This window comes from Kribbella sp. NPDC050281 (genome assembly GCF_040655855.1).
GTDB lineage: Bacteria > Actinomycetota > Actinomycetes > Propionibacteriales > Kribbellaceae > Kribbella.
The window spans coordinates 1-22,080 of the sequence record NZ_JBFAKS010000068.1 but is presented as its reverse complement, the minus strand read 5'-3'; the positions used below and the strand labels follow the sequence as shown (position 1 = coordinate 22,080).

The window sequence follows — 22,080 nt, the reverse complement described above, 5'->3', positions numbered from 1 at the left end:
GGACCGTAGCCTCTGCCTCGCCAGTGCGTGCAGGACGAGATTGGAAGTGGGCCTCGGGACCACGGGTCCCGGGGATGGCACGAGCGGAGGAGTGACCACCATGCAGACCCGGCCGGCGTTGGGCGAGCTCGGACTGAACTGCGGGAAGAAGACGCGGTTGCGGCGGATCCTGTTCGATCACGGGTTGCGGAACGGGACGGCGTTGTTCCTGCCGTACGACCAGGGGCTCGAGCACGGGCCGCGAGACTTTTTCGCGAATCCGCAGGCATCGGATCCGGCGTACATCATCAAGCTGGCGATCGCCGGAGAGTTCAACGGGATCGCGATACAGATCGGGCTGGCGGAGAAGTTCTTCTGGGACTACGCCGGTGAGATCCCGCTGATCCTCAAGCTGAACGGCAAGACCGACATCCCGTCGGACGCGGCCGCGCTGTCCCCGGTGCACGCGAGTGTCGAGGAGGCCGTACGGCTCGGTGCCGACGCGGTCGGCTACACCCTGTACGTCGGATCTCCTGCACAGGAGGCGGATTTCGCGCAGTACCGACAGGTCCGCGCGGACGCCGAGCGGTTTGGGATGCCCTTGATTGTGTGGGCGTACCCGCGCGGTGCGGCGATCGAGGCGAAGGGCGGCAAGGACTCGTTCTACGCGGTCGACTACGCAGCCCGGGTCGCGAGTGAGCTCGGCGCCGATGTGGTGAAAGTGAACTTCCCGCATCCGGAGAAGCGCGACAGCGTGAAACCGCCCTACGAGGAGATCTTCACCCCACAGCAGGCGATCGACGGCGTGGTGCGGTCCGCGAACCGCACGCTGGTGCTCGTGTCCGGCGGATCGAAGGCCGGCGACGAGGCGATGTACCGCAAACCGAGCAGGCGATGGACGCCGGTGGCGTGGGGCTGATCTTCGGCCGGAACGTGTGGCAGCGCGGCTACGACGAGTCGCTGGGTTTCGTCGATGCCCTCAAGGAGATTCTCGCCCAGCACCCGAGTCAATGAGGGGAACAGATCGATGAGCAAGTACATCCTCGTGGGTGTCGATGACGGGCCTGAGAGCCAGCTCGCGTTGCGCTGGGCCGTCGAGGCGGCCGAGGGGCGCGGGGCTGCGGTGCGGGTCGTCCGGGCGTACCTGAACGAACTCAGCCGGTGGCCGGCAGTCGGTGTCGAAGGCTACGTTCCGCCGCCGATGCCGATGGACAAATACGAGCACGAGGTCGAAGCCGCCGTGCAGTACGCGCGGGACAGGCTCGGATACCAGGGTGGATCCGGATGGCTCGCGAACGACGCTCCCGCGCACGCGATCCTCACCGAGGCCGGGGAGGCAGACATGGTGGTGGTCGGGACCAGGTCGCGCAACAAGATGTCGGCCGCCGTGCTCGGTTCTGTGGCAACGTCGGTCGCGGCGAAGGCGCCGTGTCCCGTGGTCGTGGTGCGCGGTGAGCGCCGTACTGGACCGGTGGTCGTGGGCACCGATGGTTCGGCGGAGTCGGAGCAGGCCGTGGCCTTCGGCTTCGAGGAGGCCGCCCGGACTGGGCAGCCACTGAAGGTCGTCTACTGCTGGCACCCGCAGGAGCAGCACGCCGAGTCGATGGAGAGCACCCGGGGACTGCTGAAGAACTGGCTGGCCGAGAGCCTCGCACCGTACCTGGACAAGTACCCGACGGTGCGGGCACAGGCCTCGGTGGTCGAGGGCCGGGCGAGTGCCCACCTTGTGGACTTGTCGGCGACCGCGTCTCTGGTGGTGGTCGGGTCCCGGGGCCGCGGCGGTGTCGCCGGTCTGCTGCTGGGATCCGTGAGCCAGAGCCTTCTGCACCACGCGGACTCGCCCGTCGCGATCATCCGCAGGCTTGAGGAGTCATGATGCGCCACTTGTTGACAGTTGCCGACGTGATGACCGCCGACGTGGTCACCGTCGCCGAGGACACGCCGTTCAAGGCAGTCGCCGCCATCTTGGCGGAGCACCACATCAGCGCGGTCCCGGTGCGCAGCGCGTACGGCGGCGTGGCCGGTGTCGTCTCCGAGACGGACCTGCTGCGCAAGGAGGAGTACCAGCGGTCCGGCAGGCATTGGTTCCACCGGAAGGCCCGGACCAAGGCCGGCGCCTTGACGGCCGGGGCACTGATGACGCGCCCCGCTGTCACCGTGCAGGGCGGATGCACCCTGGACGAGGCGGCCCGGTTGATGGCGGACCGTGGGATCACCCGCCTAGTCGTGACGGACGGGGACGAGCTCACCGGCATCGTGACGCGATCGGATCTGCTCAGCGCGTTCCTTGCCCCGGACCAGGAGATCCTTGCCCGAGTACGGCGTGACGTCGTCGACCGCAATTTGTCGGACGACCCGTTCGCCGTCGAGGTGAGTGTCCGTGAGGGCGTGGTCACAGTTGCCGGTCAGGTCGCGAAACGCAGCACGGTCGCGTTCGCCGAGCAGCTCATCGCCGGCGTCGACGGTGTCGTCGGAGTGCGGAACGAGCTGAGCTGGGCGTTCGACGACACGGCACCTGCCGCCGGCACTGCCGGCCCGTTCTACTAGGAGCCCGGGCGCCGTCGTCGGGCTCGTTGAGGTGGGGCGTCGTACCGTTGCCGCATGGTGTCGAGGCGGAGCTGGGTCGAGCAGATCATGGGGCTGCCGGTCAGTGTGCTGGCCCGCGGAGAGCTCGCGGACTCCGCGCAGGCGGACGCGGCGGTGCGGGCGGTCTTCGCGGAACTGGTCGAGGCCGATCGGTTGTTCTCGCCATTCAAGCCCGGCAGTGCGGTCAGTCTGCTGGCGCGCGGGGAGGTGGGCTGGGACGACGTGGACCCGGTAGTGCGTGCGGTGGCTGAGCGGTGCGACCGCGCCCGCGACCTGACCTGCGGGCGGTTCGATCCGGAGGTGCCCGGTGGCGGATGGGATCCGTCGGGGCTGGTGAAAGGCTGGGCGGTCGAGCGCGCCGGCAAGCGACTGCGGGAGGTCTCCGAGTTGGACTGGTGCCTGAATGCCGGGGGTGACGTATTGGTCCTGTGCCCGAGCAAGCGTCCGTTCACCATCGGGATCCAGGACCCTGGCGATCCTGGGCGTGTGGTGGCCACCGTGGCCCGCGCCGATGGAGCGGTGGCAACGAGCGGTACGGCGGCCAGGGGCGCCCACCTGTACGATCCACGGACCGGCGAACCGGTGCTGTCCCGATGGCTGTCGGTGTCCGTCAGCGGTCCGTCGCTGGAGTACGCCGACGTGCTCGCGACCGCGGCGTTCGTGGCGGGCGAGGAGTGGCCGGCGGTGCTCGATGCGCTGCCCGGCTACGAAGGCCTCGGAATCCTTGCTAACGGCAACCTGCTCGCGACTCCCGGATGGCCCGCGGCCGGATCGGCGGCAGGATGACGGCGATGAAACGGATCCTGCTGATCGAGGACGACGCCGACCTGGCTGGGTTGCTCGACCGCGTGCTCGCCGACGAGGGGTACGCCGTGACTCTGGCCGGCGACGGTCAGACCGGACTGCACCTGGCGTTGACGCGGTCGTTCGAGGCAATGATCGTAGACCGCGGCCTGCCCGCCGTCGAAGGCCTGGACCTGATCGCCAGGCTGCGCAGCCGTGGCGTCGTCACGCCGATCCTGGTGCTGTCGGCGCGGAGCAGCACCGAGGACCGGGTCGAGGGCCTGGACTCCGGCGCCGAGGATTATCTGGCGAAGCCGTTCGAGCTCACGGAGTTGCTGGCGCGGCTGAGGGCCCTGCTGCGCCGACACCTCGACCACGCCGGTCAGTTGGCGGTTCCGGGCGGCTCCCTGGATATCGCCACCCGCACCGTCCGGCAGGCGACGGGCGGCACGGTCGAGTTGTCCGAGCGCGAGGCGGCGCTGCTGGCGCTGCTCGCGGCGCGGCCTGGTGTTGTCTTCAGTCGCGGCGAGCTCCTGGACCGGGTCTTCGACGACGCGGAGTCGGAGACCGTGGTGGACACGTATGTGCACTACTGCCGGCGTAAGCTGGGGCGCGGAGCGATCAGCACCGTGCGCGGCCTCGGATACCGGTTGGGCAGCACATGAGCGGCCGCCCGATCGGTGACGAGGTCCTCGTCCGCAGAGCCGCTCGTGGCGTTGCCGTCCAGGTCGCGGGCCTGGTCGCGGTGGCGATGCTGCTGCTGATCGTGCTGGTCACGCTCGTCGTGGTCCGCGGACAAGCGGGTGCTGCCGACGATCTGCTCCGCTCGGCGATCGCGACCGCCGATGACGTCGGAGATCCTCCGGCCGGCACCTGGCTGGCCATGACCGGTCCGTCCGGTACAACGGTCACAGCGGGGCTGCCGGACGAACTCCTCCCCGAGCTTGCCTCGCTGCGCACCGGTTCCGCCGGACAGGTCCAGCTCACCACGGTGGAGAACGACGGCGGTGAGTACCGCATCGCCACCGGGATCACCAAGGGCAGGCCCGTGCAAGTTGTGCTCAACCTTGCGATGGCGCATCAGGAGCGCGCCCGGTTGCTTGAGGCAATGGGGTTCGCGTCGGCCCTCGGCCTGGTGTTCGCTGGGCTGCTGGGCGTCCTGATCGGCCGTCGCGCGGTCCGGCCGTTGGCCCAGGGGCTGACGCTGCAGCGGACGTTCGTGGCCGATGCGGGCCATGAACTGCGCACTCCGTTGACCTTGCTGAGCACGCGGGCCCAGGTGCTCGACCGCGCCTTGCGCCGCAGCGGCTCGAGCGAGGAGATCCTGCGCGACGCCGAGGGTGTCGTGCAGGACACGAAGCGGCTCGGAGCGGTCGTCGACGACCTGCTCGCCGCCGCCGATCCGCGCGGAGCCGAGGGCCACGAATCAGTCGATCTTGCTCGGGTCGCCGAGGCCGTTGTGGACAGCGCGAAAGCCCATGCCGAGCAGACCGGCGTGCGACTTCGGTGGCATGCGGACGGCGGCGGCTTGCTGGTGCTGGGATCGGCGAGCGCGATCCGGCGGGCGACGATAGCGCTGGTCGACAACGCCATCGACCACACACCGGACGACGGTGAGGTTCGGATCGTCGTACGGCGGCATCGGCGGGAGGTGATCCTGGCAGTCAGCGATACCGGTCCGGGGATCGGGCCGGAGGAGGCACAGCGGGTTCTGCGCCGCTTCGACACGGGCGGTCATCGCGCGGGCCGGGCGCACTATGGCCTGGGTCTCGCGCTCACCCACGATGTCGCGAACCGGCATGGCGGTCAGCTCCGACTGGTTCCGAGTGAGGTTGGCGCGACGTTCGAGCTGGTCCTGCCGGCGATTCAGGAGCCCGCTCCAAGGAAGAGCTAAGAATCCGCGGGCATCGTCGTAGCATGACGGACCGGGATGTGGCCCAGGCGATCAGCCGGCATCGCGTCACACACGTCCGGCGGCGGTCCCGTCGTACGCCGGTCTGGTGGCGTGACGCCATCGGTGTCCTGTGCTGGGGCAGCGTCCTGGTGGTGGTCGCGCTGTGGTTGTCCGGACGCGGTCTCCAGTTGCTCGCGGCCGGGCCGGCCGACCTGCTGACATCGCTCGGTCGGTTGTCCGGTCTGGTGGCGGCGGACCTGTTGCTGGTGCAGGTGTTCCTGATGGCGCGGGTGCCGATGATCGAGCGCAGCTACGGTCAGGACGAGCTGGCCCGCAGGCACCGGCTGGTCGGTTTCTGGTCCTTCAACCTGCTGATGGTCCACGTCGCCTTGATCCTTGCCGGATACACGTTGCGGGATCACAACGATGTCCTGCACGAGACGTGGAGCGTCGTCACGACGTACGGCGGAATGCTCCTCGCCGTTGCGGGAAGCATCGCGCTGACGGTCGTCGTCCTTACCTCGGTCCGGGTCGCTCGCCGGGCCTTGCGCTACGAGTCGTGGCACCTGCTGCACCTGTACGCGTACGTCGGGGTGGGGCTGTCCGTGCCGCACGAGATCTGGACCGGCGCGGACTTCACGACCTCGGCGGTGGCGCGCGCCTACTGGTGGTCGGCGTACGCCGTCGCACTCGTCGCGATCCTCGTCTACCGTGTGGCGTTGCCGGTCTGGCGCACACTTCGGCACGGACTGACCGTGCGAGAGGTCGTGCGAGAGGGTCCCCGCGTGGTGACGGTTCTGCTCGCCGGCCGTGGCTTGCACCGGATGCCAGTGCAGGCAGGTCAGTACTTCGTCTTCCGGTTCCTCGACGGCCCGGGATGGTCGCGCGGCAATCCGTATTCGCTGTCGGCGTCGCCCGCGCCCGACCGGCTGCGGGTGACTGCCAAGGCGGCTGGTGACGGCAGCAGCCGGCTGGCCGGGTTGCGGCCGGGCACCAAGGTTGCGATCGAAGGTCCGTACGGTCGGCTGACCGGCGAGCGGCGAGTCACTCGCAAGGTGGCGATGTTCGCGTGCGGCATCGGCATCACACCGCTGCGGGCGCTGCTGGAGGAGCTCCCGTACGAACCGGGGGACGCAGTCCTGGTGTATCGCGCGCACGATCTCGACGACCTGGTGTTCCATGACGAGCTCGACCAGCTGGCCCACCGCCGCGGCATCACCACGCATTACCTGCTCGGGCGGCGGATACGGAACCGGCAGTCCTGGCTACCGGAGAGCGCCGCGGCGTGGACCGACGAGGATGCGATGCGGCGGCTCGTCCCCGGCATCAGCCAGTACGACGTCTACGTATGCGGACCTGATCAGTGGATGGACGCGGTGTGCGTGGCGGCTGCCGGACTCGGTCTTCCGCTGAAGCAGCTGCATCAGGAGCGGTTCTCGTGGTGAGAGGAGTACCTGCGTGAGGCGCGGGATGAAACTGGTCATGTCGGCCGCGTCCCTGGTGGTCGTCGGTGTGGCTCTGCGGGCAAGCGCGCACCCGCACGCGGCGGCCGGCGTGGTGTCGGCAGCGCCGCCCGGCCCGCCGCGGCATGCCCCCGCGCGTCCCACGCCCCGGCCTCCGAACCGGCACGGCAGTCAGACCGCGCCGCCGAGCCGATCGAGTCCGGCCGTCCATCCATCGGCACGCCCGAGCCCTTCGAATGTCGCGTCCGTGACCGTCGCGGGAGATGTCGTCCAGACGCAGTACGGGCGGGTGCAGGTCGAGATCAGCGTGCAGGGCGGGGAGATCACCCGGGCTCGCGCGCTTGCGCGGCCGAGCGGGGACGGACAGACCGACGCGATCAACAGCTACGCCGTACCTCAGCTCGACCAGGAGTCGCTTGCCGCGCAGAGTGCGCAGATCGACACCGTGTCCGGAGCCACCTTCACGTCGCAGGGATACCGGCAGTCGCTGCAGTCGGCACTCGACGCGGCTCATCGGGCCGGCGCCCGATGACGAGCCACTCGGCGCGGCTGCGGCGCAATGCGGCGGTCGTCGGGGCCACTGGTGTGTTGCTTGGCCTGCTGTTCCTGTATCCGACGAGTACGAACCGCACAGACTCTCCAACCGCCACCGTGGCCAAGCCCGGGGTGGTCAGCACTGGATCGGCGAGTGGTGACCTCACGGTGAACGGCACATCGGCAGGGACCCGCTACGGACCGGTGCAAGTCCGCGTCACTGTCCGTTCGCACCGACTGGTCGTCGTGACCGCGCTCGCCTATCCGTCGTCGGGAGGACGCGACCGGGAGATCAGCGCGTTTGCGCTGCCGCAGCTCGAGCAGGAGGCGATCGCGGCGCAGAGTGCGCAGATCGACACCGTCTCGGGCGCGACCTTCACCTCGGACGGATACCGGCGCTCACTGCAGTCGGCCCTGGACGCGGCCCAACTGCGGGGTTGATGTCCTCCAAAAATCACCAAGAACCGTCCGGCGGTCGGAGGTCACCAGGAGCGGATGCGGCGGCCGGTGGTGCGGTGGGGTTCGATGGCCATGTAGGACTCTCGCGTTCCGCCGGCCCAGGGCTCGACCCGGTCGCGGGCGGCGTCCGTCTCCTGGGCGGTGGCCGGGCGGACCATGCCGTTCACCAGGACGCTCCAACCGTCCTGAAAGCCCTCGTCGACGAAGTCGAGCTGGAAGGCGATCGGTGCCAGGCCGTACTGCGCGACCGCGCTGTCAGCCGCGGTCCGGAAGACGATCAGGTTGTTGAGGTAGCAGTAGTTGACCGGGATGACCACGAGTTCGTCGGCTCGGTTGTAGGCGATCCTGCCGACACACCTTGCGTCGATGAGCTTCCGGCACTCCTCCTCGCGCATCGGCTCGAGTATCGGCGAGACCGGCCGATGCCGCGGGGTCCTGGGATGGTCCAGCCTAGTCAGGTCCTCGATGCTGATGTCGAGAGCCCGCGCCAGCCGGACGAGCTCTCCGCCGGTCAGCGCGAACGGGCGGGTCTCGATGTGCTCGACGCGGTCCGTGCTCAGGCCGGTTCGCTGGGCGACTTCTGCCATGCTCAGGCCGAGCGCGAGCCGGCGTCGCCTGATCCGGATGCCGAGGTCGCTCGGCCTGCCCGCGGTCTGTGACCTGGTGTCCATCGGAGTCCGCCTTCCATCGGTTTCGGCAGTTCCAGACAATCAGGCAGTCGCCATGGCGGTCAGGGCATGATGTCCTGAAGGACCAGGGCCGGTCGGCACGTCCGCACCGAAGGTCCCGGTCAAGGTGGACCGTTGTCCCTGGCACATTCCGTGCCGAGGACGAGATTCTGCCGGAAGGGCTCGCCGGACGAACCTCGTACGGCGGGGTGGGAGCTGAAGGGGACAGTGATGACGATCAAGGTGTTTCTGCTGGACGACCATGAGGTGGTCCGGCTGGGACTGCACCAACTGCTCGACGGAGAGCCGGACATCGACGTCGTCGGTGACGCCTCGACCGCCGCGGAGGCGATCGCTCGGATCCCCGCCGTACGCCCGGATGTCGCCGTCCTGGACGTCCGGCTGCCCGACGGCGACGGCATCACCGTCTGCCGGGAGATCCGTTCGTCGATGGACAATCCGCCGGCCTGCCTGATGCTGACGTCGTACTCCGACGACCAGGCACTCTTCACCGCGATCATGGCCGGCGCGGCCGGCTACTTGCTGAAGCAGATCCACGGCGACGCCCTGATCGACGCCGTACGCCGCCTCGCCGTCGGCGAATCGCTGCTGGACCCGACCATGACGATGAAGGTCCTGGAACGTCTACGCCACCCGGTTGCGGAGGAGGACCCGAGGTACGCCTCTCTGACCGAACAGGAACGCCGGATCCTCGCCGAGATCGCCGAAGGCAAGACGAATCGCCAGATCGCTCAGTCGCTCTTCCTGGCCGAGAAGACAGTCAAGAACTACGTCTCCTCCCTCCTGCGCAAACTCAACCTCGAACGCCGCACAGAAGCAGCTGTCTTCGCCGTCGAACGCACGAAGAAGAACCCACAGCCATAGGGCCCTGGGGGTTGTGGCGGCGGCCCAGGCGACCGAGTCTTGCCTGGAGATCGTTGCCGCCTCCGCACCGATTCACGACATCGGCCGCCGCACTGTCCCCAGCAGTACCCGACCCTGGCTTCGAGCGGCGTGTGCTCACCCGGCGCCGAAGGTCCCGCCGTCGCGGAACCGATCGGCACTGGCCCGGGTGCTCGAGGTGGCGCCGAGGAGGTGGGGCTGGTCATCGCGTGTCTTCGAGGGATCGCTCGAACCCGAGTGCGATTCGGGAGAGGGCGCGCAGCGCGGCCGTTGTCTCGGCGATCTCCTGGTGGGAGGTGGGCGGGTGGACGGTGCGGTACAGGTCTTCGAGGTGGTCGACGAGGTGCTCGATCTCGTGCGAGACGATCGCGTCGTGTGGTTGCCGGTGGCCGATGAGGGGCAGGATGTGGCCGCGGAAGGCAGTGATCGTGTGCTGCGCTTCGGCGAAGCGCCGCTCCTCCAGGAACCGGTTGTCCGACGCGCTGGTCTCCGCGATGCGCTCGAGACCAGCCTCCCAGCGCTCGATCTCCTGTTCCAGGGTGGTGGTCATGACTGCTCCTCCCGTTGCCGATACTTCAGCGTTGCGCCGGGAGGTGGGTGGCGCTGTGGGCAAGAGTCCCGACTCGCGAAGCCGTTCGGCGATCGGTCAGTCGCCGGTCGGCGCCCTGAACTCCACAACGGTGCCGTGCGGCTCGTTGCCGATGATCTGGACGCTGCCGCCGAGAGCCTGAGCCCGCTCTGTCAGGTTGCGTAGACCACTTCGACGGTCCCCGGTCCCGATGCCGACACCGTCGTCCGAGATCCGGGCCATCACTTCACCCGAGCCGACCGAGACCTCGACGGTTGCCATGGACGCCCGGGCGTGCCGGACGATGTTGGACAAAGATTCCCGGACGGTGGCGAGGATCTGCGGCCGGACGGCGGTCGGTACGACGGTGTCGATCGGGCCGGTGCAGATCAGTTGGGGCCGGAACCCGAGCGGTTCGGCGTACTCCGTGACCAGTGCCTGGAGGTCTCCGCGCAAGGAGCTGGAGTCAGGTGTCTCCTGGAGCTGGAAGATCGCGGCCCGGAGGTCGTGGATGGTCGTGTCTATGTCGTCGACCGCCCGGCTGAGCCGTTGCTGATGTTCGGGACGGGCGAGCCGGTGCATGCCCTGCAGCTGCAGTCCGGTCGCGAACAGTCTCTGGATCACAAGGTCGTGCAAGTCTCTCGCGATCCGGTCACGATCCTCGAGCACGGCGAGCATGTCGCGGTCGTGCTGTGCCTGGTCGCGTTCGAGCGCGAGTGTGACCTGGCCGGCGAACATCCGGACCAGGTTCGCATCGTCAGAGATCCGGGTGGACGATCCTTGCTCCACGGCGACCACGAGCAGACCGCCGGTACCGGAGCCGCCAGCCGGCAGCGGCGCCACGGTCGTACGTCCCAGATTCGCCCCTTCGGGGAACTCCGTCAGTCCAGCGTCCTTCAACAGCTGAGCCAGGTCCTCGATGACCACCTGGTCGTCCCTGGTGCTCGCGAGGCCGAGCACAGGCAGATCGGCCGCGAGGCGGCGGCCGAGGAAGCGGTGAAATTCCACCGGTCCGTCGACGGCCCGCACGACCAGGTCTGCGTCCTCGGCGAGAAGAACGGCGGCGACGTGTGCGCCGGAGAGTTCTCGGGATCGCTGAGCGATCAGCTGGAGTGCCTGCTCGGCGTCGAACTCGCCGAGCATCAGCTGGGTGATCTCGGCGGTGACCTCGTGCGAGCGCCGGCGCTGCTCGGTGTCGGCGTACAGCCGGGCATTGTCGATCACGACGCCCGCTGCGGTCGCGAGCGCGGTGACGGTGCGTTCGTCGTCCTCGGTGAAGTCTGCACCGCCCGTCTTCTCGGTCAGGTACAAGTTGCCGAAGGCATGCTCGCGGTTCCGGGTCCGGATCGGTACGCCGAGGAAGCTCTTCATCGGAGGGTGGTTCGACGGGAAGCCATACGACCGAGGGTGTTCGGCCAGATCGTGCATGCGGATCGGCTCGGGGTGCTCGATCAGCAGGCCGAGGATGCCGTGCCCCTCGGGATACGGGCCGATGGCCGCGATCTCCTCGTCGCTGACACCGTGAGTGATGAACCGGACGAGCCGCTTGCCGTCCGGGCCGACCACACCGAGTGCGCCGTACCGGGAACCGGCAAGTTCGCAGGCGGCGGTGACGATCCGGTCGAGGGTGCTGTTCAGATCGAGGTCGGCGCCGATCCCGACGACCGCGTCGAGGAGTGCGCGGAGCCGCTCCTGGGAGTCCATGATCTCGTCGACCCGGCCGAGCAATTCCTGCAAGAGTGCGTCGAGGCGCACCCGGGAGAGTCCGGCGTATTCCAGCGCCCCCTCGTCCCAGGTCCCTCGTCCCGTCCGCGAGCTCTCAGCCACGGGCCCACCATACGGACTGCCACGTTGTATGGGAACGAACGTGGCCCTAGACGCCCGCGTGCGGACGCTGTCCCCACGGGAGAAGGCGTCGGCCGTGGAGAGTCTCGATGGCCAGCCGGACCACCTGTGGATCGTCCAGCGGCAGCCAGGAGTGCAGTGGCAGGGCAGCGCGAAGCGCCGTGGTCTCGTCCGGGGTTGCGACGGACAGGTGGCCGACGGCGGTGATCGTCCAGCCGATGTGCCGCTCGAGGTCCACAGCGTCGGCCTCGAAGGCGACCACATCGCCGCGTTCGGCGGCCCGGAGTTTGTCACCGGGGCCGGTGCTGAACACGATGGTCTCGTCGTCCAGGACGAAGTTGACGAGCCGGACCGCTGGGAGGCCGCCGTGCGTGTAGACGAGCCGCCCGAGAGGGATGGATCGGAGTAGACGCAGACAGTCCGCGTTGCTGATGATCTCGAGGAGTGAGCGATCGAATTCTGGCTGCGTGGTCACTGGGGCCTCCAAACACTGGACAACTGCCTTGACCTGTCCGTGCGCCAACAATCGCTCGCGAAGAATGAGCGACGTAGGGCCGAAAGTCCTGCTTTGCATGGACCCGGTGAGCGGACAGCACGTCGAGGGCGCGAGCTGACGCGAGTCGGTCGACTGCCCGGGCCCTGCCCCAACCTTCAGGTGCTTACGACGCCGAGCGTCTCGCGGGCGATCTGCCACTCCTCGTTCGTGGGAACGACGAAGACCGCGACCTCGCTGTCATCGGTGGAGATCCGGCGAGGCCCGGTGGCCGGCTCGTTGTTGCGGTCGTTGTCGACGCAGATCCCGATGTGTTTGCGCTGGGCAACTGCTTCGTCGATCAGCTGGTGCTCGAACATCAGCGGCGTGACCGCGCTGCTTCGGGCGACCTCGAGCTGGTCGAGGAGGGCGGCGCTGTCCGCGTGCTGCTCGAGGAGCCGCTGCACCCGGGTCGGCAGCATGAAACCACCGTTGAGGATGACGGCGGAGATCTGCGGGAAGTGGAGCGAGGCGTGCGCGACCACGACCCCGAGAAGCACCTCTGGCCGGTCCGCAGCGTCACCACCGCGGCTCCGCCGAACAGCCTGTCGAGGACGTCGGCATCGTCATGCCGGCGACGACGAGGCCGCTGACCTCCCGCGTCAGCAGGACCGGGTCACCGCTCAGCAGGTGCCCACGCTGCTCCTCATGCCTGAACCCTAACCACTCTTCGAGCCGGCCGGCGCGGACCGAGCGGCCGGTTCCGCTCGGGACCTTCGGCCCTGTGGGCTCTGAGCCGGGGGCAGGAGCGTGAGAGAGGGAGGTGGCATACACATGACCACAATGCCGACGACCGGCCGCTACGTGTTCGACTTCGCCGAGGGGAGCATGGACCAGAAGGACCTGCTCGGAGGGAAGGGCGCCAATCTCGCGGAGATGACCCGTCTGGGGCTCCCGGTTCCACCGGGATTCACGATCGGGACCACGGCGTGCCGCGCCTATCTGGACACCGGGGATCTGCCGGCTGGCCTGGCCGACGAGATCACGGCGCACCTCGGCCGGCTCGAGCAGGCGATGGGCCGCCGGCTGGGTGACCCGGCCGACCCGCTGCTGATCTCGGTGCGCTCGGGTGGGAAGTTCTCGATGCCCGGGATGATGGAGACCATCCTCGACATCGGACTGACCGACGAGTCGGTCCATGGGTTGGCCAAGCACTCGGGCGACGAGCACTTCGCGTGGGACTCCTATCGACGGCTGCTGCAGATGTACGCGCGCACCGTCCTCGATGTTCCGGACGATCTCTTGCAGTCGGCCGTGTCGACGGAGTACGCCGAGTGGGGCGTCGGGACTCCGGAGGAGTTGCCGGCCGCGGCGATCGAACGTGCCTGTACGGCGCTGAAGCAGGTGATCGCCGACCACGCCGGCCGCCCGTTCCCCCAGGAGCCGACCGAGCAACTCGATCTGGCGGTCCGGGCCGTCTTCCGCTCGTGGTCGACACCTCGGGCCCGGCTGTACCGGCGCCAGGAGCAGATTCCGGACGACCTCGGCACAGCGGTCAACGTGATGGCGATGGTCTTCGGAAACCGCGGCCCGGACAGCGGAACCGGTGTCGCCTTCACGCGCGACCCGGCGTCGGGTGCGACAGGTGTCTACGGAGACTACCTTCAGGACGCTCAGGGCGAGGATGTCGTCGCGGGTGTCCGCAACACCGTTCCGTTGGCTCGGCTGGCTGAGATCGATGCGGTCAGCCACACCGAACTGCTGACCGCGATGTCCACCTTGGAACGGCACTACCGCGACTTGTGCGACATCGAGTTCACGATCGAGCGTGGCCGCTTGTGGATCCTGCAGACGCGGGTCGGCAAACGCACCGCGGGAGCGGCGTTCCGGATCGCTGTCCAGTTGGTCGACGAGGGCCTCATCACGCTCGACGAGGCGCTGCTACGCGTCACCGGCGCCCAGCTCGGACAGCTGATGTTCCCAAGGTTCGGCGAGCGGCACGGCGTACCGGAGTTGGCCCACGGCGTTCCCGCCTCGCCGGGGGCCGCGGTAGGTGTCGCGGCCTTCGACTCCGAGGCGGCACGGCGGTTCGCCGCGGAGGGGCGGCAGGTCGTCCTCGTCCGTCGGGAGACGAACCCCGACGACCTGCCAGGCATGCTGGCAGCGGTCGGGATCCTCACCACCCGAGGCGGAAAGACCTCCCACGCCGCGGTCGTCGCGCGAGGAATGGGCAAGACCTGTGTGTGCGGTGTGGACAGTCTGTCCGTGGACGCGGTGGCGCGCCGTGCCGTCACGGCCGAGGGCCTCGTCATCGAGGAGGGCGACGTACTCTCCCTGGACGGAACCTCGGGTGTCGTCTTCTACGGAGAGGTTCCGGTCGTCGCCTCGCCCGTGGTGGAGTACTTCGAGGGGCGTTTGGAGCTGTCCGAGGCCGATGACCTGGTCAATGCGGTCGACCGGCTGCTTCGGCACGCGGATGCCCGTCGCCGGCTCGGCGTCCACGCGAACGCCGACACGTCCGCGGACGCCGAGCGCGCCCGGCGGTTCGGCGCGGGGGGCATCGGCCTGTGCCGCACCGAGCACATGTTCCTCGGTGAGCGACGCAAGCTCGTCGAGCGGCTGGTGCTTGCCGAAGGTACCTCGGAGCAGCAGGCCGTGCTCGAGGAATTGCTGCAGCTCCAGCGCGAAGACTTCGCCGGGATCTTCCGTGCCATGGCCGGGTTGCCGGTCACCGTACGGCTGATCGATCCGCCGTTGCATGAGTTTCTGCCCGACCTGACCGCACTATCGGTGCGGGCAGCCGTCGGCCGTGCCACCGGTACGCCGGATATCGACGCGGAGCGCCTGCTGCCGGCGGTCCAGCGGATGCACGAGAGCAACCCGATGCTGGGACTGCGCGGTGTCCGGCTGGGGATCGTCATCCCGGGACTGTTCGCCATGCAGGCCAGGGCGATCGCCGAGGCGGCTGCCGTCGTGTCGGCGGAGGGCAATGTGGTGCGTCCGGAGATCATGGTGCCGTTGGTCGCCGGCGAAGTAGAGCTGCGTCTGGTACGGCGGGAGATCGAAGGTGTCCTCGCCGAGGTGGCGACTCGAACCGGCTGCACTGTCCCGACCCGGATTGGCGCGATGATCGAGGTCCCCAGGGCGGCGCTGGGCGCCGAGGAGATCGCTCGGTCCGCCGACTTCTTCTCGTTCGGCACCAACGACCTGACCCAGCTGACGTGGGCGTTCAGCCGCGACGACGTGGAAGCGTCGATCTTCCCGCGCTACTTCGACGCGGGGATCTTCGCGGTCTCGCCCTTCGAGTCGCTGGACGTCGCGGGCGTTGGCCGGCTCGTCCGGCTGGCCGTCGCCGAGGGACGCAGCGGCAACCCCGACCTGGTCATCGGTGTCTGCGGTGAGCACGGCGGCGACCCTGCGTCGATCGCCTTTTTTGCCGAGGCCGGTCTGGACTACGTTTCCTGCTCGCCGTACCGCGTCCCGATCGCCCGTCTCGAAGCCGGCCGCGTCACCGTCGCGCTCACCTCATCGGAGAGCGACACCCGCTGACAGGGGATCGCCGTCGCTCAGCTGACCCCCTTGCCGGGGAGGTCGGCTGGGCGCATGGTGGAGGCGTGGCCAGAACGAGGTGGCAGGACCTCAGTCCTCGCAGGCGATGCGTCATCATCGTCGGCGGCGCTCTCGAAGGTGCGCTGAAAGTCGCCGCGCTGGCCGACCTGGCGCGTCGCCCGGCCGCCGAAGTCAGAGGATCCAAGGTGTGGTGGGCGGTCGCGATCGCTCTGATCAACTCGGTCGGCGCGGTGCCGATCGCGTACTTCGTCTACGGTCGCCAACCGCGAAGCTGATCAGTCGGAAGGTCAGGTGCTGCGGCGACACCAGCATGCGTAGGGTCAGTACAGGGGAGCGACCTCGGCAGAAGTGCAGGTCGGGTCCGACCGGGAGATCCACCTCGTGATCGGCGATCCGTTGTGGCCGGCGATGGTCGGCGTCCCGACGGCGACCCGGTGGAGTGACTGTGAGGTGGTCGCCGCGACCATGAGGTTGCCGTCAGCAACCATTGCGGACATGTCGGTGAGATGCCGGCCGGACAGTTTCCGGTAGCGCTCGACGCCGGCGCTCCAGACGGCTCCGTTCACCGTCGTCCCGAGCCGTAGCCGGCCCTCCCAGTTGACGACGGTGACAGCCAGCGTCTGGCCGGCCAGGGGTGGCTCGGCCACGCTCGACCCACCGTGCGGACGTCGTCCTCGGTCAGGACCAGGTCGGTCGCCTGCCAGGCCACCCATCGATCGCCGACGGGCGGATCGTGCGCACCGGAGGCCGTCCTACGTTGTTGCCACGCGCGCATCGCCGAGCAGTCACTTTTCAGCGCCCGCTGCCGACGCCCGGGCTGCAGTCGGGCGCGCAGTCCTTGATGCGCTGGTCCAGCTTCTTGCACCGTTCGGGCCGTTGATCTTGGACGCTATGGAGACCGCTCCTCATCGGCATGGGCCACGCGGATCGCGGCTACTTGTTCCATTGAGGTCACGACCGGCGTCTGACGTGGCTCGGTCGAGGTGTCTGAGGTTGTCGCTCTCATCGCGGCTGCCCACGGATCGCGTGTGGCTCTCACATGGCCTGCGCAGCCTCGGACACCGCCCCGAGCGGGAGAGGCTCAGGGATTGCTCTGCTCGAAGTAGCGGTGCCCTCCGGCTCGACGCCCATCGATTGAGCCTGAGGAGGCAACGTGAGCCAGGAATTCCCGCGGGTCGTCATCGGCATGGACCCGCACAAGCGATCGGTGACCATTGAGTTGATGGACGGTGACGAACACGTCCTCGGTGGAGGCAGGTTCTCCACCGGCACCGCCGGCGATCGCTCGATGCTCGACACCGTTGGTGCCTGGCCGAACAGGATCTGGGCGATCGAGGGCTGCAACGGCATCGGCCGCCACATCGCCCACCGGCTGATCGCGGACGGGGAGCAGGTCGTCGACGTGCCGCCGAAGCTGTCCGCGCGGGCACGTGTGTTCGCCACGGGCCAGGGCCGCAAGACCGACGCCTCCGACGCGCACTCCGTGGCATTGGTCGGAACCCGCATGACGGGACTGCGTCCGGTGGTGGCCGATGAGCAGCTCGAGGTACTCCGCCTGCTGGTCGACCGTCGCCGCGCTCTGGGTGCGGAGCTCACCCGCAAGGTCTCCCGGTTGCACGCGCTTGTGCTGGAACTCATCCCTGGCGGGGCGAAGGTGTTCTTGTCCGCCGCACAGGCCCGCAAGCTGCTGGCATCGGTGCGTCCGCGCGACGTGGTCGGCAAGACCCGCAAACGGATTGCAACAGAGCTCGTGATCGACCTGGAGAAGATCTACGCCCGAACCAAGGCCGCCGACAAGGAACTCACCGCGCTGGTCAAGACCACCGGCACCGGCCTTCTGGATCTGCACGGCATCGGCCCCTCCGGTGCTGCTCGGCTGCTGGTCGAGGTCCGCGACATCACCCGGTTCCCCGACCGCGGTCACTTCGCCTCCTGGACCGGCACCGCACCCATCGACGCCTCCTCCGGCGACCACGTCCGCCACCGGCTCTCCCGTGGCGGCAACCGGCAGATCAACCGGGTGCTGCACGTGATGGCCGTCGTCCAGCTACGCAACCCGACCGAAGGACGTGCCTACTTCGATCGCAAGAAGACCGCCGGCAAGACCTCCATGGAAGCCATGCGCTGCCTCAAACGACGGCTCCCCGACCTGATCTACAAGACCATGCTCAACGACCTCGTCGCCGCGCAGAAGACAGGCCCGGGAGGACAACCGGGCAACGACTCTGTCTCCAGCGCGACCGGCTCACAGCCCAGTACCGGCTCTTCGGACAAGTCACTTCCCGGACCTGCCAAGACCAAGCCTAACCGCACCCTTCCAACCGCGTCTTGACACAGAAGGGAGCCATATGCGGACGAATGCCATTGTCCGCAATCTCGAATCTCAGGATGCCAGTCAGTTGGATCGATAACTGGGCGCTATCACTCGATGTGGCATCGGTCGAGGCTGGTGATCAGCTCTGGCGGATGACTGGTATCCCGAGATTCTTCAGTGCTGGCCGCTCCGTCGTACTCGCGCGGTCGAGCCCCCTGAGTTTGGTCTTGGCTGCGTCGAGGCTGATCTGTAGTCCTTCGACGTCTCCTAGCCAGCCGTTCGTCTTGGCCTCAGCGACTCGATCGTTGAGGTTGTGGATGATGTCGATGAGCCGGCCGCGCAGTCTGGGGTCGACCCGGAGCATGGGGCAGCGAACGCAGGCGTGTTCGTGTTTGCAGGGTGTTCCGTAGGGGGCGGCCGCAGTCGCCGAGCTCGAGCTTGCGGGTGTGGAAGTGCTGCTGGAACTCGCTCCATTCGGCGTCGGTGGGTTCTCGATACTCCTCGGTTGGGCGCATCGCCCGTCGACGGTCCAGGAAGCTGCGGTAGGAGCGGACCAGGTCGTCCTGGAAGACGGCGTGGTAGGCCTGGGTGGTGTTGACGCTGGCGTGGCCGAGTAGCTTGGCGGCAATGTGGATGGGAAGGCCGGCGGTTACGGCCTCGGTGACGAACATCCGGCGGAAGTCGTGTGCGGTGGCGTAGATCGGCTGGCCAGCGGCGTCAAGGAGACCGGCGCGGTTCCACGCGGCCTTGAGCAGCTTGTTGACGAAGTCGGGGGCGATGACGTTGCGGCGGTGATCGCGGATCCTCTGAAAACAGATACGGCAGCGGTGGTGTCCACACTCGTTCGTGGTGATCCCAGCGCGCCACGGTGGCGATAGCGCCGCCGTTGTCGCGGCGCAGCCGGGTGATGACGGTTGCGAGGACGCTGGCAAGCTCGGGGCTGACGAGCAGTAGTCGTTCCTCATTGCTTTTGGACGGCACGATCTGGAGCAGCGGTATGACTTCGCCGGTGTCGGGCAGCGTGTAGCTGACGAGCGCCAGCTGGATCAGCTCGAGGAGTTCCTCGACCCGCACGCCTGTGTGGCGGAGAGTTTCGATGATTGCCCACGCCCAGAAAGCTTCATCTTCTTCGCGGGTGAGGTCGCGCCGTTGTCCGGTTGAGATCACATCGACCAGCACGGCCGGAGTGGTGCTGCGTCGGACCGGCCCGGCTTGGGCGCGCTGGGTGACGCCTCTGTAGATCTGCCCACCGTGTTCGAACTTGGCGCCCGACGGGGTGGCGGACGCGGCGGTGAGTAGCGCGGCTTGATGGTCGCGATGGTCGTAGGCGCTGTCGGCGAGAGTGAGCAGGTGAGGCAGGCGCTCTCGGATGCGCTGGTGCATCCGCGCCGCGACCTGCTGCTTGTTCTTGGTGTAGCCGCTGGTGTCGCTGCGGCGAACAGGACATCGGACGGCGTGCTAGCCCAGGATGGATCGGTCAGCGCCCACTGGGCGATGTCGAGGTAGAACGCGCGCACCGGGACGAAGATGTTCAACTTCGCGAGCCGCGGGCGGCGTGTGCCGTCGCGGCCGATCACGACGCTGACGCGCTGGCGCCACTGCTCTGTGGCCTGGTCGGACAGTTGGAGTGAATCGATGCCGGGATGGTGCGCCTCGATGTCGGCCCAGAAGCTGCCCAGGGTCCGGGCAAGAGCTGAGAACGAGCTGTAGTCGAGCACCGGCCTCCGCTCGTTGAGGTAGCGGACGAGGACATCGCGGACGGATCGGCACTGCAGCCCGTAGGCGTCTATGAGCTCGTCGGTGCGGAGCTGGCCGGGTAGGAGCGCATGGCGGATCGGTTGGTCGGGGATGCGGGCGATGCCGCGGGCCAGGTCCCAGGCAACGCTGATTCCTGGCGGCGGCTTCCTGCCCTCAGGTGTGAGCGCAGCCCGGAGCTCGAGGAAGTCTTCGGTTGTCAGCTGGTCGAGGTCGCGCCCGGTGTGGAGGACAAGGTTGCTCAGCACCGCCAAGGCGACGCCGCGATGATGCGCGCGGACGCCGAGTCGGTCGGCGTGGTGTTCTGCCTGAGCGAACAGGTCCGGTCGGAACGACTCACGTGCCCGCGCGTAGAGAGTGGCCGCTCAGGTTCCGCAAGAACCGGTAGCTCGGACGGATCAGCCTGATCAGCAACAGGCAGGCAAAGCTGCGCTGAATGTTCGCCCGGCGCGTCGACGCCGCCCAGGGCCCCCCGGGCGGCGAGCTCATCGATCCAGTCCAGTCCGTCATGCGGGTTCGCGTTCTCCCAACGCAGTTGCCAGGTGTCACCGTCGTGCTCGGCCAGCCACACCAGAATCAGATGAACGCCCTCCCCGGTGGGCTTCCGCGCAGCATGCGGCAACGCCCGCCAGCGTGACGACGACAAAACCGTGTCGGCCACAGCCTGCTCAGATGCCCGGCCGAGCGCCTCCATCTCTGGACCGGGGCTCGACAACCGCACAGCGGCCGGACTCACGCCCTCGCCCCTCGCGTCCGGCTCGGCCGTTAGGGAGGTGCGTCGATGCCGCGGTACCCGTCCGAGCATCGGTGCCTCCATGTTCTCGATCACGAGAGCACCGATCCGAACAGTGTCTGAAGGTCTGACGTGTCGTATCCGCCGGCGACTGGAGGCGATGTGACCGGTCGGCGGCCGCGCTCGGCCAGATGCCCGAGAACTCGTCGTGCGATCTCGGCCTCTTCCTCGATCAGGTAGGTGCCGGCGGTTGTGTCCAGGTGCTGGTGGCCAAGGATGACCTGGACATCACGAATGGTCAGCGACTCGTCGCGGGACATCCGCAGGGCCGCGGTGTGGCGCAGGTCGTGCATCGTCCAATTGGTCGCCAACTTTGCATTCGCGCGGCGGAACACCGCGCGCAAAGCGTCATAAGTCATGGGCTGCGCTGCATGCCCAGCCCCACGATCGCGGCGGCGAACAGTCCGCCAGAGCGGCTCGTCCGGTGCGATGTCCCCGATCTCGGCCAGATAGAGCCGCAACCAGATCAACGCCTCGGAGCTGATCGGGAGCCACTGCTCAGCCTGGGACCCCTTCCTGATCACTCGGATCAACTGCTCGCCCCAGTTGATGTCGCCCAGACGAAGGCCGAGTACCTCGGCGGCCCGAGCCCCGTTACTGACCGCCATCGAAAGGAGTGCGCGACCCGGTTACTCGTCAAGGCTTGGAACAGGGCGAGCCACTGATCGTCGGACAAGCTGCGCGGGCGCTGCTTGGGGACCGTCGGGCTGTGGCGCAACCGGCTATGCGACTTGAACGCCTGCAGCGGATTGTGGTGGGCGTTCGACCGGCCCGGTCGGCCTGCCAGCTGCACCGGATTCAGCAGTGGTCCTTCCCCGAGCTCGGACCAGAACGCATAGAAGGCCCGAACCACCGACAGCGCGTGACGGATCGTCCGCGCCTTGAAGCGATCGTCGAGATACTGCTTCCCGGTCACCAGATTCACCGTGCCAGCCGTAGCTGCGGAATGGGTCCGGGCAATGCTTCGCGGTTTGGTGGCCCGCTGCAACCACAGGATGTAGTCCCGTACTTCGTCCACACTCGCGCGGGACCAGGCGACCTCCACCACGCGCAACCAGCGCCACCACCTCAACAGGTCATAGGCATAGCCGCGGACACTCCCAGGCCGATTGCCGCAAGCGATGAAGTCACTGAGATAGCGACGAACAGGCTCGACCGGCTGGCCGGCGTGGTCAACAACGAGCCATGGGACATAGTCGTCACCGGCAACGACTCGACCCCACATCGGCAGCTCGATGCTGACCAGGTCCCGCTGCGCCACTTGTGGCCTCCAAACCAGAGGCCCAAGGTCTACCCTCACATCCAGGAATCACTGACCAGCGCGGCGGCGTGTCGGCGCGTAGTCCGGTCAACAGGCTGCTGCCGTTCTGGGCGAAGCACCTGAAGGTCGGCGCGAAGATTCTCTGCACTAGTCAAGCTCCTAGCACTAGCGCAGGGGAGCCTGTCGTCTGGTCGACGACAGCCGGCAAGGCTGCGTGCGATGATGCGGCGGGC

Annotated in this window: 26 protein-coding genes; 13 read left to right on the top strand and 13 right to left on the bottom strand. The window is 68.0% G+C overall.

Translation table 11 applies throughout. From position 1 onward, the window contains the following. The first annotated feature begins 100 nt into the window (after positions 1–100). The 9 genes from AB0I34_RS42175 to AB0I34_RS42135 all read left to right on the top strand — a co-directional run bounded on the left by AB0I34_RS42175 (position 101) and on the right by AB0I34_RS42135 (position 7,680). Positions 101–898, top strand: coding sequence for a fructose-bisphosphate aldolase (locus AB0I34_RS42175; protein ID WP_360457664.1), 798 nt, complete (start codon positions 101–103; stop codon positions 896–898). Between the two features lie 108 nt (positions 899–1,006). Further along, complete coding sequence (locus tag AB0I34_RS42170; protein WP_360457661.1) at positions 1,007–1,855, top strand: universal stress protein; 849 nt, start codon at positions 1,007–1,009, stop codon at positions 1,853–1,855. Beyond that, a complete protein-coding gene (locus AB0I34_RS42165) occupies positions 1,855–2,526 on the top strand; it encodes a CBS domain-containing protein (RefSeq protein WP_360457658.1) in 672 nt (223 codons plus the stop codon). The genes AB0I34_RS42170 and AB0I34_RS42165 overlap by 1 nt, the downstream gene beginning before the upstream one ends. 54 nt (positions 2,527–2,580) lie before the next feature. Next, complete coding sequence (locus tag AB0I34_RS42160; RefSeq protein ID WP_360457655.1) at positions 2,581–3,351, top strand: FAD:protein FMN transferase; 771 nt, start codon at positions 2,581–2,583, stop codon at positions 3,349–3,351. Positions 3,352–3,356: 5 nt separating this feature from the next. Beyond that, entirely contained in the window at positions 3,357–4,013 is a 657-nt protein-coding gene (locus tag AB0I34_RS42155) for a response regulator transcription factor (protein WP_360457652.1), read from the top strand. Further along, a complete protein-coding gene (locus AB0I34_RS42150; RefSeq protein WP_360457649.1) occupies positions 4,010–5,242 on the top strand; it encodes a HAMP domain-containing sensor histidine kinase in 1,233 nt (410 codons plus the stop codon). The genes AB0I34_RS42155 and AB0I34_RS42150 overlap by 4 nt, the downstream gene beginning before the upstream one ends. Before the next feature lie 23 nt (positions 5,243–5,265). After that, complete coding sequence (locus tag AB0I34_RS42145) at positions 5,266–6,687, top strand: ferredoxin reductase family protein (protein ID WP_360457647.1); 1,422 nt, start codon at positions 5,266–5,268, stop codon at positions 6,685–6,687. A 265-nt stretch (positions 6,688–6,952) separates the two neighbouring features. Next, a complete protein-coding gene (locus AB0I34_RS42140) occupies positions 6,953–7,237 on the top strand; it encodes an FMN-binding protein (RefSeq protein ID WP_360457645.1) in 285 nt (94 codons plus the stop codon). After that, positions 7,234–7,680, top strand: a complete 447-nt coding sequence (locus AB0I34_RS42135) for an FMN-binding protein (RefSeq protein WP_360457642.1) — start codon at positions 7,234–7,236, stop codon at positions 7,678–7,680. The genes AB0I34_RS42140 and AB0I34_RS42135 overlap by 4 nt, the downstream gene beginning before the upstream one ends. 41 nt (positions 7,681–7,721) lie before the next feature. On the opposite strand, the gene AB0I34_RS42130 is transcribed toward AB0I34_RS42135, so the two are convergent. Continuing rightward, a complete protein-coding gene (locus AB0I34_RS42130; protein ID WP_360457639.1) occupies positions 7,722–8,369 on the bottom strand; it encodes a pyridoxamine 5'-phosphate oxidase family protein in 648 nt (215 codons plus the stop codon). A 228-nt stretch (positions 8,370–8,597) separates the two neighbouring features. On the opposite strand from AB0I34_RS42130, the gene AB0I34_RS42125 reads away from it, so the two are divergent. After that, entirely contained in the window at positions 8,598–9,251 is a 654-nt protein-coding gene (locus AB0I34_RS42125; RefSeq protein ID WP_360457636.1) for a response regulator transcription factor, read from the top strand. 220 nt (positions 9,252–9,471) lie between these two features. Here the strand turns inward: AB0I34_RS42125 and AB0I34_RS42120 are convergent, their stop codons facing one another. The 4 genes from AB0I34_RS42120 to AB0I34_RS42105 all read right to left on the bottom strand — a co-directional run bounded on the left by AB0I34_RS42120 (position 9,472) and on the right by AB0I34_RS42105 (position 12,714). Continuing rightward, positions 9,472–9,819, bottom strand: a complete 348-nt coding sequence (locus AB0I34_RS42120; RefSeq protein ID WP_360457633.1) for a hypothetical protein — start codon at positions 9,817–9,819, stop codon at positions 9,472–9,474. 96 nt (positions 9,820–9,915) lie between these two features. Next, positions 9,916–11,664 (bottom strand): GAF domain-containing protein, encoded by a 1,749-nt coding sequence (locus AB0I34_RS42115; RefSeq protein ID WP_360457630.1) that lies wholly within the window; start codon positions 11,662–11,664, stop codon positions 9,916–9,918. A 46-nt stretch (positions 11,665–11,710) separates the two neighbouring features. After that, positions 11,711–12,157, bottom strand: coding sequence for a pyridoxamine 5'-phosphate oxidase family protein (locus tag AB0I34_RS42110; protein ID WP_360457627.1), 447 nt, complete (start codon positions 12,155–12,157; stop codon positions 11,711–11,713). A 176-nt stretch (positions 12,158–12,333) separates the two neighbouring features. Then, positions 12,334–12,714: a hypothetical protein gene (locus AB0I34_RS42105; protein WP_360457624.1), complete on the bottom strand. Its 381-nt coding sequence runs from the start codon at positions 12,712–12,714 to the stop codon at positions 12,334–12,336. 283 nt (positions 12,715–12,997) lie between these two features. Between AB0I34_RS42105 and ppdK the strand changes: the two genes are divergently transcribed. Together ppdK and AB0I34_RS42095 are read left to right on the top strand one after the other, a co-directional pair. After that, complete coding sequence (gene ppdK / locus AB0I34_RS42100) at positions 12,998–15,703, top strand: pyruvate, phosphate dikinase (protein ID WP_360457688.1); 2,706 nt, start codon at positions 12,998–13,000, stop codon at positions 15,701–15,703. Between the two features lie 65 nt (positions 15,704–15,768). Next, on the top strand, positions 15,769–15,999 hold the full coding sequence (locus AB0I34_RS42095; protein ID WP_360457621.1) for a hypothetical protein: 231 nt from the start codon (positions 15,769–15,771) through the stop codon (positions 15,997–15,999). A 45-nt stretch (positions 16,000–16,044) separates the two neighbouring features. Here the strand turns inward: AB0I34_RS42095 and AB0I34_RS42090 are convergent, their stop codons facing one another. Beyond that, positions 16,045–16,371 (bottom strand): hypothetical protein, encoded by a 327-nt coding sequence (locus AB0I34_RS42090; protein WP_360457618.1) that lies wholly within the window; start codon positions 16,369–16,371, stop codon positions 16,045–16,047. Between the two features lie 506 nt (positions 16,372–16,877). On the opposite strand from AB0I34_RS42090, the gene AB0I34_RS42085 reads away from it, so the two are divergent. Then, positions 16,878–18,056 carry an IS110 family transposase gene (locus AB0I34_RS42085; protein WP_360457615.1) on the top strand — a complete coding sequence of 393 codons (1,179 nt, stop codon included), beginning with the start codon at positions 16,878–16,880 and terminating at the stop codon, positions 18,054–18,056. 121 nt (positions 18,057–18,177) lie between these two features. On the opposite strand, the gene AB0I34_RS42080 is transcribed toward AB0I34_RS42085, so the two are convergent. The 7 genes from AB0I34_RS42080 to AB0I34_RS42050 are packed head-to-tail and all read right to left on the bottom strand — an operon-like array spanning position 18,178 to position 21,847. Further along, positions 18,178–18,402, bottom strand: coding sequence for a hypothetical protein (locus AB0I34_RS42080; protein ID WP_360457693.1), 225 nt, complete (start codon positions 18,400–18,402; stop codon positions 18,178–18,180). Continuing rightward, complete coding sequence (locus AB0I34_RS42075) at positions 18,329–18,793, bottom strand: site-specific integrase (RefSeq protein WP_360457685.1); 465 nt, start codon at positions 18,791–18,793, stop codon at positions 18,329–18,331. The genes AB0I34_RS42080 and AB0I34_RS42075 overlap by 74 nt, the downstream gene beginning before the upstream one ends. Then, positions 18,756–19,217: a hypothetical protein gene (locus tag AB0I34_RS42070; RefSeq protein WP_360457691.1), complete on the bottom strand. Its 462-nt coding sequence runs from the start codon at positions 19,215–19,217 to the stop codon at positions 18,756–18,758. The genes AB0I34_RS42075 and AB0I34_RS42070 overlap by 38 nt, the downstream gene beginning before the upstream one ends. Continuing rightward, the gene (locus tag AB0I34_RS42065; RefSeq protein WP_360457612.1) at positions 19,202–20,041 is read right to left on the bottom strand and encodes a hypothetical protein; all 840 of its coding nucleotides are present in this window, start codon (positions 20,039–20,041) and stop codon (positions 19,202–19,204) included. The genes AB0I34_RS42070 and AB0I34_RS42065 overlap by 16 nt, the downstream gene beginning before the upstream one ends. After that, positions 20,035–20,622, bottom strand: coding sequence for a hypothetical protein (locus AB0I34_RS42060; protein WP_360457609.1), 588 nt, complete (start codon positions 20,620–20,622; stop codon positions 20,035–20,037). Before AB0I34_RS42060 ends, AB0I34_RS42065 begins: the two co-directional genes overlap by 7 nt. Beyond that, a complete protein-coding gene (locus tag AB0I34_RS42055) occupies positions 20,619–21,194 on the bottom strand; it encodes a site-specific integrase (RefSeq protein ID WP_360457606.1) in 576 nt (191 codons plus the stop codon). The genes AB0I34_RS42060 and AB0I34_RS42055 overlap by 4 nt, the downstream gene beginning before the upstream one ends. After that, positions 21,116–21,847, bottom strand: a complete 732-nt coding sequence (locus tag AB0I34_RS42050; RefSeq protein WP_360457603.1) for a site-specific integrase — start codon at positions 21,845–21,847, stop codon at positions 21,116–21,118. Before AB0I34_RS42050 ends, AB0I34_RS42055 begins: the two co-directional genes overlap by 79 nt. Positions 21,848–22,080 lie beyond the last annotated feature (233 nt).

Bases quoted from the DNA above. Each gene is read 5' to 3' on its own strand.
- AB0I34_RS42170 (WP_360457661.1), top strand. From the start codon at position 1,007: ATGAGCAAGTACATCCTCGTGGGTGTCGATGACGGGCCTGAGAGCCAG.
- AB0I34_RS42125 (WP_360457636.1), top strand. From the start codon at position 8,598: ATGACGATCAAGGTGTTTCTGCTGGACGACCATGAGGTGGTCCGGCTG.
- AB0I34_RS42175 (WP_360457664.1), top strand. From the start codon at position 101: ATGCAGACCCGGCCGGCGTTGGGCGAGCTCGGACTGAACTGCGGGAAG.
- AB0I34_RS42135 (WP_360457642.1), top strand. From the start codon at position 7,234: ATGACGAGCCACTCGGCGCGGCTGCGGCGCAATGCGGCGGTCGTCGGG.
- AB0I34_RS42150 (WP_360457649.1), top strand. From the start codon at position 4,010: ATGAGCGGCCGCCCGATCGGTGACGAGGTCCTCGTCCGCAGAGCCGCT.
- AB0I34_RS42145 (WP_360457647.1), top strand. From the start codon at position 5,266: ATGACGGACCGGGATGTGGCCCAGGCGATCAGCCGGCATCGCGTCACA.
- AB0I34_RS42080 (WP_360457693.1), bottom strand. From the start codon at position 18,402: ATGCTCCGGGTCGACCCCAGACTGCGCGGCCGGCTCATCGACATCATC.
- AB0I34_RS42165 (WP_360457658.1), top strand. From the start codon at position 1,855: ATGCGCCACTTGTTGACAGTTGCCGACGTGATGACCGCCGACGTGGTC.
- AB0I34_RS42055 (WP_360457606.1), bottom strand. From the start codon at position 21,194: ATGGCGGTCAGTAACGGGGCTCGGGCCGCCGAGGTACTCGGCCTTCGT.
- AB0I34_RS42160 (WP_360457655.1), top strand. From the start codon at position 2,581: ATGGTGTCGAGGCGGAGCTGGGTCGAGCAGATCATGGGGCTGCCGGTC.
- AB0I34_RS42130 (WP_360457639.1), bottom strand. From the start codon at position 8,369: ATGGACACCAGGTCACAGACCGCGGGCAGGCCGAGCGACCTCGGCATC.
- AB0I34_RS42120 (WP_360457633.1), bottom strand. From the start codon at position 9,819: ATGACCACCACCCTGGAACAGGAGATCGAGCGCTGGGAGGCTGGTCTC.
- AB0I34_RS42155 (WP_360457652.1), top strand. From the start codon at position 3,357: ATGAAACGGATCCTGCTGATCGAGGACGACGCCGACCTGGCTGGGTTG.
- ppdK (WP_360457688.1), top strand. From the start codon at position 12,998: ATGCCGACGACCGGCCGCTACGTGTTCGACTTCGCCGAGGGGAGCATG.